The sequence below is a fragment of the Streptomyces sp. SID13726 genome, from assembly GCF_010548375.1.
Lineage (GTDB): Bacteria > Actinomycetota > Actinomycetes > Streptomycetales > Streptomycetaceae > Streptomyces.
In genome coordinates, this window is record NZ_JAAGLY010000692.1 from 1 (window position 1) to 406 (window position 406).

Below are 406 nucleotides of genomic sequence, written 5' to 3' on the forward strand. Positions count from 1 at the left end.
GTGAACAGACATCAGGTTGTCGCCGCGCTCGTCAACTGTGCGCAACGTACGCATTGTTGACTGATCAACGGATGAGAGTGGTGTGAGTTCCACCACTCCCCGACGCGCACGCCGCCTGTCTTCCGCCTATTCCAACTTTCATCTTTCATCTTTCGAGGTAAAGGCAGCATGCCCGTCCAGCAGTTTTCAGACCTCGTGCGTTTCGCCCGCGACCGTTCCCCTTTCTATGCCGAGCTCTACGCGGACCTGCCGCCCCGGGTGAGCCGGGTCACGGACGTACCCGTCGTGGACCAGGACGCGTTCTGGGCCGCCAACACCCTGCACGACAACCGGGTCCTGACCGCCCCCCTGGGGGAAGCGGTCGTGTTCAAGACGGGCGGCACCACGGGCACGCCCCGGTTCTCCT

The 406-nt window shown here is 63.1% G+C and carries 1 pseudogene; it reads left to right on the forward strand.

The features are described from left to right. Window positions 1–168 precede the first annotated feature (168 nt). Window positions 169–406 (forward strand): annotated as a pseudogene (locus G3I78_RS49810) (phenylacetate--CoA ligase family protein); the annotation flags it as partial.